This window comes from Shewanella sp., from assembly GCF_013214165.1.
Classification (GTDB): domain Bacteria; phylum Pseudomonadota; class Gammaproteobacteria; order Enterobacterales; family Shewanellaceae; genus Shewanella.
Genome location: NZ_JABSSM010000004.1, coordinates 129,335 through 144,954 on the forward strand (window position 1 = coordinate 129,335; position 15,620 = coordinate 144,954).

The 15,620-nt window shown below is 44.5% G+C and carries 17 protein-coding genes; 7 read left to right on the forward strand and 10 right to left on the reverse strand.

Annotated elements, in window-relative coordinates:
- Positions 1 to 18: 18 nt before the first annotated feature.
- On the reverse strand, positions 19 to 1,479 hold the full coding sequence (locus HRU42_RS02455) for an alpha/beta fold hydrolase (RefSeq protein ID WP_295028701.1): 1,461 nt from the start codon (positions 1,477 to 1,479) through the stop codon (positions 19 to 21).
- A 153-nt stretch (positions 1,480 to 1,632) separates the two neighbouring features.
- Here HRU42_RS02455 and HRU42_RS02460 point away from each other — a divergent pair, with 153 nt between their 5' ends.
- Positions 1,633 to 2,106, forward strand: coding sequence for a hypothetical protein (locus HRU42_RS02460; RefSeq protein WP_295028703.1), 474 nt, complete (start codon positions 1,633 to 1,635; stop codon positions 2,104 to 2,106).
- 88 nt (positions 2,107 to 2,194) lie between these two features.
- Here the strand turns inward: HRU42_RS02460 and nadE are convergent, their stop codons facing one another.
- Entirely contained in the window at positions 2,195 to 3,025 is an 831-nt protein-coding gene (nadE, locus tag HRU42_RS02465; protein ID WP_295028705.1) for an ammonia-dependent NAD(+) synthetase, read from the reverse strand.
- Between the two features lie 470 nt (positions 3,026 to 3,495).
- Between nadE and HRU42_RS02470 the strand changes: the two genes are divergently transcribed.
- Entirely contained in the window at positions 3,496 to 4,137 is a 642-nt protein-coding gene (locus HRU42_RS02470; protein WP_295028707.1) for a LysE family translocator, read from the forward strand.
- Between the two features lie 83 nt (positions 4,138 to 4,220).
- Here HRU42_RS02470 and HRU42_RS21135 read toward each other — a convergent pair whose 3' ends face one another.
- From HRU42_RS21135 to HRU42_RS02490, 4 genes are all read right to left on the reverse strand, one after another.
- Entirely contained in the window at positions 4,221 to 4,319 is a 99-nt protein-coding gene (locus tag HRU42_RS21135; protein WP_367227134.1) for a helix-turn-helix domain-containing protein, read from the reverse strand.
- A 243-nt stretch (positions 4,320 to 4,562) separates the two neighbouring features.
- The gene (locus HRU42_RS02480) at positions 4,563 to 6,146 is read right to left on the reverse strand and encodes an ABC transporter permease (RefSeq protein WP_295028739.1); all 1,584 of its coding nucleotides are present in this window, start codon (positions 6,144 to 6,146) and stop codon (positions 4,563 to 4,565) included.
- Positions 6,139 to 6,828 (reverse strand): ATP-binding cassette domain-containing protein, encoded by a 690-nt coding sequence (locus HRU42_RS02485; RefSeq protein ID WP_295028709.1) that lies wholly within the window; start codon positions 6,826 to 6,828, stop codon positions 6,139 to 6,141. Before HRU42_RS02485 ends, HRU42_RS02480 begins: the two co-directional genes overlap by 8 nt.
- 12 nt (positions 6,829 to 6,840) lie before the next feature.
- Complete coding sequence (locus HRU42_RS02490; RefSeq protein WP_295028711.1) at positions 6,841 to 7,695, reverse strand: putative selenate ABC transporter substrate-binding protein; 855 nt, start codon at positions 7,693 to 7,695, stop codon at positions 6,841 to 6,843.
- 227 nt (positions 7,696 to 7,922) lie between these two features.
- On the opposite strand from HRU42_RS02490, the gene HRU42_RS02495 reads away from it, so the two are divergent.
- Together HRU42_RS02495 and HRU42_RS02500 are read left to right on the forward strand one after the other, a co-directional pair.
- Positions 7,923 to 8,597 carry a response regulator gene (locus tag HRU42_RS02495; RefSeq protein ID WP_295028713.1) on the forward strand — a complete coding sequence of 225 codons (675 nt, stop codon included), beginning with the start codon at positions 7,923 to 7,925 and terminating at the stop codon, positions 8,595 to 8,597.
- Positions 8,588 to 9,940 carry a sensor histidine kinase gene (locus HRU42_RS02500; protein ID WP_295028715.1) on the forward strand — a complete coding sequence of 451 codons (1,353 nt, stop codon included), beginning with the start codon at positions 8,588 to 8,590 and terminating at the stop codon, positions 9,938 to 9,940. The genes HRU42_RS02495 and HRU42_RS02500 overlap by 10 nt, the downstream gene beginning before the upstream one ends.
- 136 nt (positions 9,941 to 10,076) lie before the next feature.
- Here the strand turns inward: HRU42_RS02500 and HRU42_RS02505 are convergent, their stop codons facing one another.
- Positions 10,077 to 10,769, reverse strand: coding sequence for a 2OG-Fe(II) oxygenase (locus tag HRU42_RS02505; protein ID WP_295028716.1), 693 nt, complete (start codon positions 10,767 to 10,769; stop codon positions 10,077 to 10,079).
- A gap of 152 nt (positions 10,770 to 10,921) precedes the next feature.
- Between HRU42_RS02505 and HRU42_RS02510 the strand changes: the two genes are divergently transcribed.
- On the forward strand, positions 10,922 to 12,181 hold the full coding sequence (locus HRU42_RS02510; protein ID WP_295028717.1) for an HD-GYP domain-containing protein: 1,260 nt from the start codon (positions 10,922 to 10,924) through the stop codon (positions 12,179 to 12,181).
- A gap of 218 nt (positions 12,182 to 12,399) precedes the next feature.
- On the forward strand, positions 12,400 to 12,720 hold the full coding sequence (locus HRU42_RS02515; protein WP_295028719.1) for a DUF3135 domain-containing protein: 321 nt from the start codon (positions 12,400 to 12,402) through the stop codon (positions 12,718 to 12,720).
- A gap of 4 nt (positions 12,721 to 12,724) precedes the next feature.
- Here HRU42_RS02515 and corA read toward each other — a convergent pair whose 3' ends face one another.
- Complete coding sequence (corA, locus tag HRU42_RS02520) at positions 12,725 to 13,672, reverse strand: magnesium/cobalt transporter CorA (protein WP_295028721.1); 948 nt, start codon at positions 13,670 to 13,672, stop codon at positions 12,725 to 12,727.
- Between the two features lie 125 nt (positions 13,673 to 13,797).
- The gene (locus tag HRU42_RS02525) at positions 13,798 to 14,157 is read right to left on the reverse strand and encodes a hypothetical protein (protein ID WP_295028723.1); all 360 of its coding nucleotides are present in this window, start codon (positions 14,155 to 14,157) and stop codon (positions 13,798 to 13,800) included.
- Between the two features lie 189 nt (positions 14,158 to 14,346).
- On the opposite strand from HRU42_RS02525, the gene HRU42_RS02530 reads away from it, so the two are divergent.
- Complete coding sequence (locus HRU42_RS02530) at positions 14,347 to 15,024, forward strand: DUF2057 domain-containing protein (RefSeq protein WP_295028725.1); 678 nt, start codon at positions 14,347 to 14,349, stop codon at positions 15,022 to 15,024.
- 155 nt (positions 15,025 to 15,179) lie between these two features.
- On the opposite strand, the gene HRU42_RS02535 is transcribed toward HRU42_RS02530, so the two are convergent.
- The gene (locus HRU42_RS02535) at positions 15,180 to 15,569 is read right to left on the reverse strand and encodes a hypothetical protein (RefSeq protein ID WP_295028727.1); all 390 of its coding nucleotides are present in this window, start codon (positions 15,567 to 15,569) and stop codon (positions 15,180 to 15,182) included.
- Between the last annotated feature and the right edge of the window lie 51 nt (positions 15,570 to 15,620).

Genomic DNA, 15,620 nt, shown 5'->3' on the forward strand with positions numbered 1-15,620 from the left:
AGTCTACCTATTGCAGTTCTACTCTAACTCCGTAATAAACTTGTCTATTCTGGAAATAAGATATGGGAAAAATGGATTCCATTTCTGCCTTAATATCTCATCGGCCGACACCCCGAGTACACCACGCTCTCCTCGAGTCGATGCTGCGCCTATCTGAATTCGCTTCACATAATGCACGCCTTCCGGTCCATACAGGCTATCTTCGATAGGAAATGGCAAGGCTACATGGGACAGTGAATAGACATTTCTTGGCCAGCTCAAATTCAGGACCTGAGTTTCAGTTTCGCCTCGGGTGAAATGAGTCTCAGCCACCACATCTCTGGGCAGGTCTAGTGTCTTGACATTGTTGTGGACTAAGGTCAGATCGTATTTAAGGTGTTTGCTATTAAATATGCCGTCGAAATTCAACATAGGGTCTTGCTCAATGAGCCCCATATTGACCTCGGTACGATTGATATCGAAGATAACCAGTTGATGATTATCCTCAGGCAGCTTTTGAAATAAACCAGAGAACACCGCCGGTGTCGACACGGTATCATCAGTCAGCGACTGAAATGCCAGCACAGACGGCAGAGACTCAAGCTGCTGCGCCGAGGCTCTCTCTAACAGGAACTGATTACGCTCAGCGAGTTGATAGACAACATCGCCGGCGTTTACCGCAAACGAGTTGTATTTAAAGGGATCATATTCTGTCTGAATACTGTTCCAGCTCAACTTCTCCAGTCCCAATAAGGCGCCTAATCTTGCCTGCCACTGTGCGCCCGCGGCCACAGGTGGTAAGCCTATCGCCGGAGATAGGAATACCATAGCGGAATATTCACCCGCCTTGCTCTGGGCCACTCGTTCTAACTCATGATTCAATGCCAGAGCCGCTCCTGTTGAAAAGCCTATCACATATAGAGGCTTGCCATCGAGTAGCCGTTTAAGATGCTCGGTGGCTAGAGTCACTGCCGCAGCCATGTCTTGCCATTGGACGTTAACCAGACCGGAGGGAATGGTGCCATGACCGGGTAATCTCAAGCCTAAGACATGTGCCTTGTCCTTAAAATGTTTCGCCACATGAGATAAGGCGTAAGGGGAATCAGACATACCATGAAGCAGCAAGACACCGAAATCTGCATCTTGTTTTGGCCACTCATAACTGCGGTTCCAGTCATGACGCCACTTTTGTGGGTCTGCCAAACTGCCGCGCACATAACGATTCAGAATTGACGAATGCGGTGCCAGAGTCTGCGCGTAGATCTTCTGCTCGACCTCTTCGAAAAGCGTCTCTTCAAGGGCTATATAGTCAGAGAAGGTCTCTACGCCTTGGGCACGTTTAAATTCGGCGGTTAACTCTACTGTGTGCCAGATATCAAGATCGGGTCTCGCGTTAAGAAAACCGATCCCGGCCACCAGCAAGGCAACAACAATCCCCAGCGAAGCATAAAAAATGGCCATAAGCAGGTGTTTGGTGGAGCCTATAACGATCGTTCTCATATCTGTTCTAACATGCCTCGACACAAACAAGCCTCATCAATAGCGATAAAAGTTACTGTCTAAATTGAACGTTCATTTAATTAGGTTAACTTACACGCATTAACCAGGTAAAATCCACCAATACTCACACCCGAAAACATGGTTGAACAGATAATGTCCAAACCCGTGTCCAGTATGCTTCTCGGCAATGCCGAAGCTAAGACTTGCTATTACCTGCCAAACGCCCCTACTTTGCCCCTAGGGTGGAGTTATCGCCAAGCTGACGCCGCGGCCACACTCATCGCGCTTAATGGCAATCATTGGCGCAAGATATTAACCATCATGGCCAAGTTGTCAGCCCCGGATGACGATTGGAAAAACTATCGCGATACTCAGTTACTCAAACGTGACGAGCAGATATTGATAGGGGCATCTAGGCTGTCATCAACCCCAGAGCGACATATCATAGTCGGCGCCGTATCGGCTGCTAAATTAAACATCAATAGCACTAACACGTTATTTAACCGCTTAGATGAGCAAGACAGACTCCATGCAAATGGCTTGGGGGTGTTCATCTCGCCTTATCTGGACTATCGCCAATTTCCCAATAGCCTGATTGAACAGTTAAAACCTTATCTGAACCAATAAAGTGGCTAATAGATAAATATAAAACACGCCCACAAAAAAGGCGCATTCGCGCCTTTTTCACCAAATTGAGCCCTATAGACGATGTAATTTAGTCATAGATGGTCGCAATAGGCTTGCGCTTATGCTGCGTCGCCTTATAGATCCCCACCAGTCTATCGTCCACAACCCTATCCACTGACTTGCCTTCCAAAAAGTCATCTATCTGATCGTAGCTCAAGCCCAATGCAACTTCATCCTCGAGTTGTGGCTTATCATCTTCAAGATCTGCCGTTGGCGCTTTATTGACTAATATTTCAGGTGCCCCTAAGAAAGCGGCGAGCTTACGTACCTGGCGCTTATTCAAGCCAAATAGCGGCGCCAAATCGCAGGCTCCATCGCCCCATTTAGTGTAAAAGCCGGTGATATTCTCGGCGCTATGATCGGTACCGACCACTAATCCACCCGTTAAGCCGGCAATGTCATATTGTGCGATCATACGCATTCTCGCCTTTACATTGCCTTTAACGAAATCGACCTTGCCTTCATCACTTGGCTCTATCCCTGCAGCTTCAAGCCCAGCTAAGGTATGAGCATGAATGCCGGCGACGCCTTCATGTATGTTGACGGTGACTTGCTTAGAAGGAGAGATAAACTGACAAGCCAGCTGAGCCTCATCTTCATCTTGTTGCACATCGTAAGGCAGACGCACGGCAATAAACTGATAAACACTCTTTTCTGCCTCATGGTTTAACTCATCGACAGCAAGCTGACATAAACGCCCCGCGAGTGATGAGTCGACCCCACCACTGATCCCAAGCACTAAGCGCTTACAATGTGACTCTTTGAGTTTCAATTTGATGAAAGCAACGCGCCTTTGTACTTCATATTCAGGCTCTATTGCGGTTTGAACCTTCATTTCACGTAAAATCTGTCCCTTCACAATCTAAGCTCCAATCGAATAAATGTCTCGCTGATGAGTCTGATATTATGAGCCAAAATACTGATTAATACAGTATTATACCATTCCATATAAGTATCTGGTCAGTTCAGAGGCTCTCAGTGTTTTCAATTCAAGGCACATTGATGAGGAAATGGTTACTCCCTTTTAAGTCAATGTAACGCAGAAGTGGAAACACTGAGAGCCTCACGTAGTGCGGGTTTCAAAGCCCTTTATGCTACGTTGAATGTTTTCGATATAGAATAACTATTAGCTTCAAATATTCGCCTTGCCTACAGCGCTTTGAACTCCCGCTGAATGATCAGATACTTACTCGGAATGGTATTATATTGCAACATGTTTGGTTCATGCAATTTTTTACTAGCCTATTTCCTACACCCTTGCAATAATTTACAATACCTCTCGTTCTTAATCCCCCATTATTGGGACAAGTTATAAAATCGGATCTCAATATGGAACTACAACTACTTATCTCTCTGGCCATTATTCACTCTGTCGCCTTGGCGAGCCCGGGACCAGACTTCGCCCTAGTGGTAAAGATGGCCAGCCAAGAAAGTCGAGCTACGGCTATCGCCTCAGCAGTGGGCATCTCCGTGGCCATCTTGCTGCACAGTTTACTCAGTGTCACCGGGGTGAGTTTACTCATCAAGAGCTCAGAGCTGCTCTTTGTCGCCGTACAATTAATCGGAGCGAGTTATCTTGGCTGGATGGGCATAGGTGCTATTCGAGGCACTATTTCCCAGTGGCGCAACGAAGCGAGCTCCCAAGTTCTGGATAATGCGAGTAAGCTAGGATTGTCTGTCAAACAAGGTTTTTTCCAGGGGCTATACACTAACCTGCTAAATCCCAAAGCTATGGTGTTCTTTATTACCTTGTTTTCCGCCATGATCACGCCTGATATCAATGTCATCACTAAGGTGAGCGCCGTATTCATCATGCTTATCTTATCATTAAGCTGGTTTATATTTATTGCCCTAGTCTTATCCAAGCCCCTTATTCAATTGAAAGTAAAGAGAGCTAGCCCAGTCATTAATCTAGTCACCGGCATACTGTTTATTTCTGTCGCAGTCATCATAGTCTCTGGCGTCATATAAACAGTAAGTCTGGCTCACATAGGAGCTGATACCATTACGAGTCGTTTTCCGGCTAGCCCGTCCTAAGCTAAATAGAGAATGGCTTACACCAATTGGTACTTGTCTAATCGGTCCAAAAAGGCCTTATAGCTTAGGCCTAAAAATTTAGCCGCCCTAGTGCGGTTACCTTGATGCTTGTTCATGGCATGTTCTAAACAGTCTTTCTCGAACGTTCCCTGGCCAGGCGTAATCCAGTAACTGCTTTAAGGTATTTGCCGATAATTTAGCTTGTTCCGGCTTATATTGACCGCTGTGCAACGTCAAAAAATGCTCGACTAATCTGCCAATATCTTCCTGGCGATCTCTTAATGACGGCATATGAATTGGCATAAGAGCTGAACGTTTAAGGGCTAGAACCTTATTCTAACACCTACAAAACTCACTCATTAGCATCCGCTGCCTAAGGTTTTGCTACTCGGCTGGTGATTACCACTGCAGGTCATCCGCTGATTAATGTTAGCGGTTAATAAACGTCGGCTTATCATATCGACCACTATGTTGAGCATGGCCGTACACACCAACAGGAATAATGCAGAGCTATAACGGATCTCAGCAAAGCCGCTATCGACATAAAAACCTAAGGTCGCCACACCTAACATGCCCAAAATGGCTGTCTCACGTAAGATAACTTCGAAACGATAAAACACCAGCCCCATAAGATTGGGGTAAATCTGAGGCAGCACCTGATAACAATATCCGTCGAGCCTGCCATTATAATCTGCCGAAACCTCTAAGGTATCTGACTGCCTCACCGTTAGATAAGCGATCAGAGCACCATTATGAAGCGCCAGCGCCAGCATGGCCGGCAGCATGGATGGGCCCAATAACATCATAAAAATAAAGGCGAAAATATATTCAGGAACAGATCGTAACACTAGCAAGCCAAACTTAGTACAGTTCGAAAGCAAGGATCCGCTCAAGCTTCTGCATGAAAGCGCCGAGCTAAACAAGGCAATGATGTGCGCCATGGCCAACGCGGATAATGCCAGCAATAAGGTGATCGCTAACCCCGGCAAGGCTTGAGTAAAGAATAACTTTTGTGCCCAGCTCAGCAGCCGATTGACAAGATTCAAGTCGATCTGACGCCAATGATCCACCTGCTGTAAGGCGGGCGGTAAGATGTCTACTGTGATAAAACGCCACAACAACATGCCGTCGACACTGGGAATAGTAGGCAGAGTATATAAACCAGCCAAGATATAACACAAAATAAGCTTAGGTCGGCACCAATAGCTTATGGTGCCAATCAAGGCAATAAACAAGATTAACAGGGCCGCACCTTCATGATAATTACCCTGCCGGAACGCCGTCTCCAGATAAAAACCTATCGTCGGCATGCCGATAAAACCCAGCACCGCACTGCTTCTGAGGGCGCATTCGAACCGGTAACGGACATAAGCTAAAATTGAGGGCAATACGTGACTGATTCGACCGTAAAAATATCGACTTATTCTATCGGTATTAGCCGGCAAGGTTTGACTTGTTGTTTGGGGTGCTTGTATCAAGATATCGTTAAATACTCTGGCAAAAGTAGCCCCATAGGGTAAGGCTATCGCCAATATTCCCGTTACAGGCGACAGTCCAAACACCTGTAAAAACAGCAGCGCCCAGAATATTTCATGAATAGAACGCGTGACCGCACAGAAGGCCGCCACCAAGCGATTGGAATACAGGAAAGATAAGGGAACCCCGAAGAGCAAGCCAGCGACCACACCCAGTAGCGCAAAAGAGACGGTTTGCCACAGAGATGCCAGTAAATACTCGGTGGCAAAAAAATCTGGGGTCATAAATCCCTCAGCCATTCTCAGTAGCTCACTCCAAGGTTCGAGAGAGATTATTTCGGTATCTGACAAGGAAAAACACACGGCAGCAGTCAGCCATAACAGCAAGGTGACTTTCTGCCAATAACCAAAAAATGAATAATGCTTAGTCAGATCCACAGCCATGGACTTAGGCTGAGCATTAGGCATGCTTGAATGCATCTGAACTCGTTGCTGAAACAGAGCCAGAGTAAAGTTCATCGATATGGTTTGACGTTATTTTACCGTGGGTAATATCCAGCTTGAGTTGGCCCTGGCTCAGGCCGATAACACGGTCGAAATGCGTTAACGCTGCGGACTTATCATGCAGCACCATGATCACCGTTTCATGGCGGGAAAATACGAGGTCCAACAGACGTTTTCCCATAATCGGGTCTAACGCCGAAAAGGGTTCATCGCCAATAAAGATTGGCTGCTCTTGATATAGGGCTCTTGCCAATGCGACGCGTTGTCGTTGACCCCCAGAAAGTGTTGAGAGCTTCTTACTGACATGAAAATCGAGTTCGAGATCCCGACATAGCTCATTGACTTCACTTAACGGCTTCTTGAATGGCGCGATCAAATTGGCTAGGTTATACACCCAGTGGTGCTTAGCTAATGCCCCCATATAAACATTATGATACGTGCTTAAGCTATCGACCAGTCCCTGTTTTTGTGAGCAATAAGCTGCATTGTCTTTTAGCAAGTGGTAGAGGTGAGCCAGCAGCGTCGACTTACCCGCACCTGAGGCACCAATTATCGCCACCTTCTCTCCGGCCTCTATCGTTAAAGAGAGGCTATCGATAGCCAGCTTGTCGGCATATTTAAGGGTCAAGTTTTCAAATGTTATCATAGCGAATAAATACTAGTCGATAAGCCCTATGGTTTTAGCTATATTTTCAATAGGTTGATAATCTGAATTTTCGGCTTCTACGAAAGACTTCCTTGGAAAGCTAGCGAGGAGTTCAGGGTCTTTCATGTCGAGTAGGGCTTTTGTCAGCTTAGTCTTAAACTCGGCGCCAAATGTCTCATTCACTCCTTTCCTGACCGTCCACTGATAATCCGGGTACGCCGGGCTCTGCCAGATCACATCGACCTTATCCAGATCCACAATGCCTTTAGCCAACGCCCTTTCCCACACCTTGTAGTTAACCGCGCCAACCTGATAAGCCCCAGCTTGAACCTGAGCTATGGTTCGGCTATGGTCACCGGAGAAACCAATACGGGTGAACACATTTTCAGCCTGTTTACCTAGATTTCGCTCGATAAAAAATTGTGGCATAAGTCGACCCGATGTTGAGCCTTTTGAACCATAGGTGAAGGTGTAACCGTTTAAATTAGGAAAACTCTCAGATGGTAGAATGTCAGCCGAATGATGTGCAATAAAATAACTCTTAAAAAACTGATCTTCATAGCCCTGAGCGATCGCCTGGGAACCTGGAACCAAACGACGAGCCTGTACGCCAGATAAACCTCCAAACCAAGCCAGTTGAACTTGGTTATTCCTGAATGCGGTTACCGCTGCGGAGTAAGATTTAACTGGAATATACCTAACCTCGACACCTAATTGGTCCTGAAGATATTCAGCCACCTTGTCGAAACGTGTACGAAGCTGACTCTCATCTTCATCGGGAATGGCGGTGAAGGTAAATACAGTCGCAAATGCAGCGGAAGAAAGCGTGCTTAAGACGAGTAGAGCGACTATGTTTATTAGCCTCATGAGATGTTTCCTGTCAGTAAAAATCGTGCAGAATTTTAACGATAATAGCCCCAGAAACAAAGTGATTTATTGCAAAAATAGGATTCGTTGGCTATTTGAGGTTGTTTATTTACAAATCAAGTCAGCTGGTATTAAGTTATCCTCAAGTAAAGTATTAGCAAATACAGATATTGGCAACATGTCTTTATCTGAGTACACTATTGTAAAAAATTATAAAGGCATAAATTATGAGAATTTTGATTGTTGAAGACGATCCTATCTTGTCTCACCATTTACAGGTACAACTGAGTGAACTAGGAAATCAGGTTCAAGTCGCATTGACCGCCAAAGAGGGATTTTATCAGGCAACCAATTATCCCATAGATGTGGCTATCATCGACCTAGGTTTACCGGATCAAGATGGCATGAGCTTGATTGAAAATCTACGCGATGAGGGGCTAAAAGCCCCAATCCTTATCTTGACCGCCAGAGTCAATTGGCAAGATAAGGTTGAAGGTCTCAATGCCGGTGCCGATGATTATCTGGTTAAACCCTTCCAAAAAGAGGAATTGGTCGCGCGGTTAGACGCCTTGGTTAGACGCAGTGCAGGATTTGTTAGGCCACAGATCACCAGTGGTGATCTGGAACTTGATCTCGCCGCGAAGCAGCTCTCGATGAAAGGTGTCCCCATGGAGATCACCGCCTTCGAATATCTCATACTCGAGTATCTGATGCGCCATTGTCATGAAGTCGTCGCTAAGCAGCGTCTGTTAGATGTGATCTATGGCGATAAAGAGGGAGATCCAAACACCATAGAGGTCATGGTGTCCAGACTCAGAAAGAAACTCACCAAAGAAGGACTGGAGAATCCTATTGCCACTATTCGCGGCCAAGGTTACAAGTTTAATCTGCCATGCAGTTAAAGTTTAAATTTAAGAAACGTCTGCTAACGCGGATGTTTCTCACCTCACTGTCAATTATTGCCTTAGTAGGATTCGGTTTAGCCTGGCTGATCAACATTCTTCATGCACAAGACAACTACAATGAAGAGACGGCTAAGCTCATCGCCGAGATCCCTAAAGTTGCCGCCGAACTGAGGGTTCATGATCTGCTCCCCGCCAGCAGTGATGACTGGCTCGAGGAAAACAATGCCCCCCAGAGTTATATCATAGCCAGCTGTAATGCAAATTATAGACAAATTTGGACCTCATCTCTGGCCGTCGACAAAGGGCTTTTCGACACTTGTGAACGCTTCAACGACATTCGCCACGACTCACCTCCTTATTACCTCAATCTTGCCGACGAAAAAGGCTACTTCATCTATTTGCTGTCACTCGAAATGTCTGGCAGTCAATACAACCTCTTGGTGATGAAAGATGCCGAAAAGCTCGAGCAGGAGTTAAACAAATTCAGTCGACGCACCTATTTCAGGCTCGCCATGGTGCTGGCTCTGGCCCTAGTGTTGTTAGTCAGTGCTGGTTACTGGGGAATGCGACCTTTAAGTCGGATGAGAAACGAGTTAGAGAGTGTCAGCAGTGGTAAGACTAAGGCACTATCACAAGATTACCCCATTGAGCTCGAAGGGGTTACTCAAGCGCTCAACCAGCTGTTATCGCAATCCAGTGCCCAACAGCAGAGATATCAAAATGCGATGAATGATCTTGCCCATAGCCTCAAGACACGTCTTGCAGCCGTCCACGCTATCACCGACGATGCCTCATTAGATAAACAAGGGGCAAGCGAACGCATCATGGAGCAGGTAAGCCAGATGGACTTGTTGGTTAAATACCAACTCAAGCGTGCCATGCTAGGTCGTAAAGGTCTCAAGCATGAACAAACCTTAGTCGCCCCTCTGGTCAATCAGCTTTCTCAAATGCTTTTTAAGGTCTATCGTGACAAGCAGGTTCAATTCACCGCTTATATCCCTCAGGAACATCTCTTCCCTGGTGATAAAGGCGACTTGATGGAGCTTTGCGGTAACTTGATGGAGAATGCATTCAAGTTGTGTATTAGCCAGGTAAGAGTCACAGCCCGCTTTAGCCCTGCCGGAGAGTTTGAACTGATTGTCGAAGACGATGGGCCAGGGGTCGAAGAGAGCATGCGCCAAAGAATCATCGAACGTGGCGTCAGAGCCGATACACAAAAAGCGGGGCAAGGAATAGGACTCGCCGTGTGTAATGAGATAGTCATCAGTTACAATGGTAAATTGAGCATAGAAATCTCAGAACTTGAAGGCGCTTTGTTTAGAATCACTATTCCAATTTAAGCCCAGAACTATTTATCCTTGACTAAACAGGCAGTGGCTACGCATACCGCCAGAGGGTCTTGACCACAAGGCCCTCGCATTCATACGCTAGCTTACTCGGTGCATATAATACCAGTTCCATTAAATAGGTGATAATTCAGCGGGATTGATATAGCTGCTCGGCACGATTAAACATGACCCAAGAGGTGGCAATATATTTATCGTTACTGACTGGTTTATTGCCTCGATGCGAGTGAGTAAAACCCGCTGGTGCTATGACCATGGTGCCCTTTTTTGGTTTGAGTTTTCTGTTTTGATAGAAAAATTCCGTCTCCCCCCCCTCCTCTACATCGTTAAGATAAAACATATAGAGCACCACGCGATGCAAGGCCTCATTATGCCCCGCCTGAGGGAACTGCTCCGAATGCCAGTGAGGATATCCGCCTATCCCCTGCTGATATTTCTGAACATTGATGGTGCCACTGCGATAGAGATACTTAACTAACGCTGCGGATCTTGGTTCTCCTAAATTCTGATAGTTATCGGGCGTCAACGTGACACTTTGGCCTTTTTCATCGGCGACTTGCACCGACACCCCCCCCATCAATGCCATCGAATACTGATTGAAATATTCGGTAGAGTATTTCAATGTATAGCTGAGTAATTCATTCCTGATACTCTGTAGGTCCTCGAAACTGTCTAAGGTGAGATCGCGACTGATTTTCTTTTCTAAATCCACACCATGGCCGGTTCTGCCATCTATCACCCCATGATGCTGTTCGATACAGGCGATTAAACGCTCACATAAGTCATCTGGGATAGCATTTGGATATACTTCAATGAAGTCCATTTGGTTAACTTTGTCTGTTCTGTGTTCATTCTATGCTGACATATTGGTTAAGTGATTGTAAAGCAATTGAGTTAAGTTAAAATATCGCTATAACAATCAAGCAAGTTCTGGAATAATTGCCCTACAGAAATGGGCATACTGATAAGAAGAATATGAATAAAAGCCGTAAAGTTGCAGTCAATCAATTACAAGTCGGTAATTTCATCCGCTTACCCGTTTCTTGGAAAGATCACCCCTTCCTATTCAGTAGTTTCAGACTCAAGCAACAGACACAAATCGAGCTCATTAAAAAATTAGCCATCGACTTTGTGCTTGTCGATCTCGAGCGAAGTGATATCCCGCCTCTCACCGAAGAGGTAGCCAAGACTAAACGGGTGTTGCCACAGAAAGAAGATCTAGATGCCCTCACTATCGAAATGCAAAAAAACAAGAGTGAGCGCATTGAAAAATTCAAACGGATGCGCAGAGACCTACATAAAACCGAGCAAGAATTTGACCGTTCCATCGCAATAATGCGTAACTTGGTAGCTAAATTACGCAATCGTCCGCTAAGTGCCATAGATGATGCTAAAAGATTAATCAATGACATGAGTGAGAAATTACTCAGTTCAGATAACCTAGTTCTACATCTTATGGGCGACGCCAAAGACGACGAATCAATCTATTATCACTCGCTAAATGTCGCAGTACTCTCCATGTTAATGGCAAAAGAGATGGGCTGGGATAGAGGCGACATAGAATTAGTCGGCATGGGAGCACTCTTTCACGACATTGGTAAATTGAAAATTCCGCCACAATTACTCAGGAAACAAATCCCCTTAACGCCGCCTGAAGTGAACTTTATGAAGCAACATCCGCTCATGGGGGTAGAATTATTAAAACTTGCTGATAAATTTCCTGCCGGTGCCATGCCTATTGTACTCAATCATCATGAATACTTAGACGGCTCAGGCTACCCTAAGGGCCTTAAAGAGAATAACATCGACAAATTGTGTCAACTCGTCGCCGTGGTTAACTTATACGACTCTCTGTGTCACCCAGACGCACAGGCGAAGGCACGAACTCCCTATGCCGCACTCGGGCATATCTATAAAAATTTCAAGAATCAGTTAAATCAGAACGTGACGAGCAAGATGATCAAGATGTTGGGGATCTATCCCCCCGGCAGTGTTGTAGAACTCTCTTCGGGACAATTTGCCATGGTCATGTCCGTCAACCTAGACAAGATATTGTTCCCAAGAATACTGGTCTACGATGCCATGGTACCCAAAGAGCAGGCGCCGATTGTGGATCTTGAAGTCGAAGGTCTTAGCATAGTGCGTTGTATACAGCCTATGGCGTTACCCGAGAAAATTTTTAAATATTTAAACCCAAGAGAGCGGGTCAGTTACTACATAGGTTCGGATAGCTAAGCTGTTTTACGATGATAATGTCGAAAAGGAAAAGAAAAAGAAAACCAACTTATTGAAATGCATCGGTAAAGGTGACTGAATCACTTCCCCCTCTAAAAATACTGCAATTGTTATAACCAAAACCCCGCACATTCTGCCAGTTTTTCTCCAGTTTTCTTGCTCAATAGCAAACTATTCGCTAACTTGAAAGTAACGCTATCTTCTGGAGGGAAGAGGCTATGACTGAATTACCTGATTTCGATAAACTAAAATGGCTGGCAGAAAATAAGCCCGATGAACTCGAAGCACTCCGAAAAACCCTCTGCAAGGAAGCAATAGACGGCAGCACTGGATCTAACAAGGCACAGTTAATCTCTATGCTTTTTAATCTGGAACAACAACTATCACGCTGCAGCAACCCCTATCACAGATGCTATTTGGCCATCAGGATCATGAATGACAAGCTAGTTGCCTTAAATACCATCCTGAATTACCCCCAGGAATTTCGACAACAAGGTGCCAAAGTCCTGCGATTTCCTTCAAAACATGCTGACGACTAACTGACTAGAGCCAACCTTTCCCCTTGAAGAATGCGTAGGTTCCACCAGCACTGGCCAACATCATTAAGATGGCCATAGGATAGCCAAACTGCCACTCTAGCTCAGGCATAGTGGTAAAATTCATCCCATAAGCACTGGCTATCACAGTCGGTGGTAGGAAGATGACAGCTGCAACCGAGAAGATTTTAATGATCTTATTCTGTTGTAATCCACTGAAGCCCATAGCGGCATCCAGCAGAAAGTTTAATTTATCGAAGATAAATTGGCTGTGGGGCATCAGAGATTCGATATCTAACAGCATCTCACGCAAATCTTTGAGGTTATCATCGGTGAGTTGGCCACGATAATACCTTTGCATGTAACGCAGAGAGCGCTGAGTATCCAGCAGACTTAACCGAATTTTACCATTTGAATCTTCCTGCAAGGTAATGAGTTTAAACACTTCGTCTAGTTCATTGTTTTCAAAAACCTGCTCACTCACACCATCGACAACCGAATAAATATCTTCGATAAGATCTGATAAATAATCAACTTTAAGATTGAACAGCTCAAGAAAAAGCCCTTGAGGTGTGGTGACCTTGATACGTCCTAACCTTAGATAATTTCTAAGTAAGCGAATGAGACCAACATCGTCCTCTCTAATCGTTAGTAGAAAATCTTTACGTAAATTAAATGAGACGTTAACGCCTTTGACATACTGGCCTAATCGTTGCGGAAACAGAGAGTTAATATGCAGGCCATCGTTATTTTGATAGAAACGCGCGGAAGCTTCAATTTCATTGATATCTTCTTCCTCAGGTACCTCTTCAACAGAGTATTTACTCAGCCATTCACGTTCTTCGTCTGTGGGTTTGAAAAGATCTAGCCAGAGCGTTTCCGGAGGTACAACATCCTGTATGTTCAATTCAGTAATCGCTAGCTCACGATTGTTATAGACATAAGCAGTTATCATGGTACCTCCTGAAAAAACACTATAACGAATTTTTTTGTTATAGCGCAGGGTAAAAAACGAATTTATTCTACCTTAATCGGCAAGATTAAGAAGCCTTATAAACAATAATCTAGCCAAAATGGGTATTATTTAGCATTTGCGATAATGACACGTTCTTGATTCGATAAGCGAATGTTAATGCCATCAATAGTTGTGATCTGATTGTTCAATATGTCTTTTTTTCTCACCTGATATACACTGGTGCTGTCTATTAACGGTGATACTATGGTCACTCTGACTACTTGGTTGCCATCTTGCCAGTTCCAATACCAATAACCTGTACTTCCAAGCATAGAAACGGCTACCAAGCCCATAAAAATATAGCGCAGCATGATTCGCTTCCCAACATCGACTGTTCTAGTTTGAGCAGAAAATCGAGCGGGTTTGCGTAAGTATAAAAAGGCGCCGGCGATGACTAAGAGAGTGATCAGTAATTTCGCGAACACGACGAACTCCATCGGGAATAATAACCCATGATTATAACGTCTTTTCACTGCTTAAACTGGTACAAATGTCTAATCAAACATAAGAAACAACCTGAGGATCACGAACAAGCGTACCTTCGACTATACCGAATACATTAATATGTTTAAAAGTGGTATAAATCACTCCACAGATCTAACCTAGAGAATCCTATGAAGCACACGTTAGCCCTAGCCGTTATTTTTACTGCTGCCTGTTCACTACCAGCATATGCCAAACTCACCCTTACCTTACCTAAGTCTGCCCAGCTCTTAGTGGTTAATGGTGTAGAAATGGAGGGCGAGACTTCACTAGAGCTCCATGATGGCAAAAATCAGATTGTGTTTAAATATAACACCAGCTTCAGGCAACAAGGTGAACAAAGACGCTTCTCATCAGAAGCTGTGATCCTGACTTTTAATGGCCAAAATTCAGTATATAAGCTGTTGTTGCCAAAACTTAGATCAGACAGTGATGCAGACAAGTTTAACAAGCTTGCAGAGCTGAGCCTTATCGACGATGCGGGTGTAGCGGTTGAATACACCAGTGACCTACTCCTCAAAGCGGGAATACAAGTAGGCCGGGATTATGACAACGAGATAGCAGTCTATAATAAGAGTTCAGCGCCTGCGGCCCTCCAAAACCTAGTACCACAAGCACAGAAATCAACACAGGTAGTATTACCAGCAACGACAGCCGTGGTTACTCATGATAGTCAGCCCACAGAACAGACGACTAATACCAGTAAAGACCAGATAAATATCGGTCAGATGTTGGATTTTTGGTATAGCCAAGCCGATGAAGAGACTCGCAAGGCTTTCAAAGAGCGAATCCAGCAAGATTCGCAGTAGGAATCATCGCCTAGTGCCAGTCGTTTTGATGAGATTGGGGATATAACTAATGAGATGATAAGATGAGTTTTAGCTGTTCACTTCACATAGCCCAATCTTGCTTAAGTCAGCTAGAAAACCATAAATGAAGTGAACAGAGGTTATATCATGAAAATTTAAGCACCTAAAGCAGTTAACTTTTCAGTCAGTTCATCTTGAGTAATTAGGTCCATCTCTTTTTGTTTTTTAAGCTTACGGATATTATCGAAATTATCGAGCTTAAGTTTTGCTTGAGCCAATTTAGCCACATGCTCATCTTTAGAGAGCACATCCATTTTTAACGCTTTATCCAGTTTTTCTTTTTTACTGTCATATTCTTTTTGAAAAATTGATTTCTCTTGCAATATAATTTGATCTTTTAAACATTTTTCAATTTCTATTGCTTCATTTTCGAGCCCGATCTTTTTGGCTAGTAATGGCTCGAGACTGTTGCTGGAGTAATACAATAAGTGCAACAGATTAAGGTTGAAAAGTGAGAGAGCTGAAGGCAGAATTTTAGTTCTCACACACAAATTCAGAGTCTGTCATGAACAAACAGTACCATCAGCTCACTCAGG

Coding starts and splice junctions, on each gene's coding strand:
- HRU42_RS02455 (WP_295028701.1), bottom strand. CDS start 1,479: ATGAGAACGATCGTTATAGGCTCCACCAAACACCTGCTTATGGCCATT.
- HRU42_RS02460 (WP_295028703.1), top strand. CDS start 1,633: ATGTCCAAACCCGTGTCCAGTATGCTTCTCGGCAATGCCGAAGCTAAG.
- HRU42_RS02470 (WP_295028707.1), top strand. CDS start 3,496: ATGGAACTACAACTACTTATCTCTCTGGCCATTATTCACTCTGTCGCC.
- HRU42_RS21135 (WP_367227134.1), bottom strand. CDS start 4,319: ATGAACAAGCATCAAGGTAACCGCACTAGGGCGGCTAAATTTTTAGGC.
- HRU42_RS02480 (WP_295028739.1), bottom strand. CDS start 6,146: ATGCCTAATGCTCAGCCTAAGTCCATGGCTGTGGATCTGACTAAGCAT.
- HRU42_RS02485 (WP_295028709.1), bottom strand. CDS start 6,828: ATGATAACATTTGAAAACTTGACCCTTAAATATGCCGACAAGCTGGCT.
- HRU42_RS02490 (WP_295028711.1), bottom strand. CDS start 7,695: ATGAGGCTAATAAACATAGTCGCTCTACTCGTCTTAAGCACGCTTTCT.
- HRU42_RS02495 (WP_295028713.1), top strand. CDS start 7,923: ATGAGAATTTTGATTGTTGAAGACGATCCTATCTTGTCTCACCATTTA.
- HRU42_RS02500 (WP_295028715.1), top strand. CDS start 8,588: ATGCAGTTAAAGTTTAAATTTAAGAAACGTCTGCTAACGCGGATGTTT.
- HRU42_RS02505 (WP_295028716.1), bottom strand. CDS start 10,769: ATGGACTTCATTGAAGTATATCCAAATGCTATCCCAGATGACTTATGT.
- HRU42_RS02510 (WP_295028717.1), top strand. CDS start 10,922: ATGAATAAAAGCCGTAAAGTTGCAGTCAATCAATTACAAGTCGGTAAT.
- HRU42_RS02515 (WP_295028719.1), top strand. CDS start 12,400: ATGACTGAATTACCTGATTTCGATAAACTAAAATGGCTGGCAGAAAAT.
- corA (WP_295028721.1), bottom strand. CDS start 13,672: ATGATAACTGCTTATGTCTATAACAATCGTGAGCTAGCGATTACTGAA.
- HRU42_RS02530 (WP_295028725.1), top strand. CDS start 14,347: ATGAAGCACACGTTAGCCCTAGCCGTTATTTTTACTGCTGCCTGTTCA.